This is a genomic window from Oleiphilus sp. HI0128, from assembly GCF_001635365.1.
The window spans coordinates 1-911 of record NZ_LWGG01001329.1; the positions used below are offsets into that span (position 1 = coordinate 1).

Consider the following 911-nt stretch of genomic DNA (forward strand, 5'->3'; position numbering starts at 1 on the left):
CAAGTTTATCCAGGGCGCTATTTAACTTACTACGGTTGGTGAATGGTCCGGTTTTAACTCGGTGCCAGACAGTACCTTTATCATTGGTAACTGTTTCAATATTGGCTTTTAAGCCCTTAAAGGCGATAGTGGCTTTTTGGCGCTCGGCATCTGCCCGGTTTTTGAATGAGCCAGTTTGAATCACATAGAAGTAGTCTTCACTGCCTGATTTTTGTTTGAAGCGATACTCTTCTACCTTCGGTGCAGTCACTGTCGATTCTGGAAGGATATCGTAAAAGTTGAAACGCTTTGCCGGTGCTTCTTCGGCGGGCGTGCTTTTGCTGGCAGAAGGGGATTTTTTGGATATTGTTGGCTGTTTCTCGGGTGTTTCAGTGGGCGGAATAGACTGTAAAAAATACAAGCCATAGGCAAAAGCACAGACCAGTACAATTAGGGAAAGAAAAAATGGTGTACGGTTTTTTACCGGCGCTGAGCTTGGCACTTCTTTAGGGCTTGCTCCGCTGGCCTTCTTGCTCGCGCTGCTTTTAGCCCCGCCAGACTTTCCCGAAGAACCTTTTTTTGTCTTGGGTGCTCCGGGCTTTTTAGTGGTCGAGGGCTTAGCAAAATCTTGAGTCATATGATCAACGCGTCAATAGTTTATCGGGTGTGATTACATTTCTTCAGGAGCGCTAACCCCTAGTAGCTTAAGCCCGTTTCTCAATACTTGCTGGATGCTTAGGCAAAGCACTGCACGAGCATCTCTAATTTTACTATCTTCAACCATTACAATATTTGAATTGTAGTAGGTATGGAAGTCGCTCGCCAAACTATATAGGTAGTTTGCAATTTGATGAGGCGCATTTTGCTCTCCCGCAATGCTGACAACTTCAGGGAAGCTAGCCAGCGTGTTTGCTAGTTTACGTTCGCTTTCA

The 911-nt window shown here is 45.4% G+C and carries 2 protein-coding genes; both read right to left on the bottom strand.

Annotation, left to right across the window (positions count from 1 at the left end):
- A partial coding sequence (locus A3763_RS22215; RefSeq protein WP_068760533.1) for an SPOR domain-containing protein occupies positions 1-616 on the bottom strand: 616 nt, incomplete at its 3' end.
- 33 nt (positions 617-649) lie between these two features.
- A partial coding sequence (locus A3763_RS22220; protein ID WP_255376635.1) for a DALR anticodon-binding domain-containing protein occupies positions 650-911 on the bottom strand: 262 nt, incomplete at its 5' end.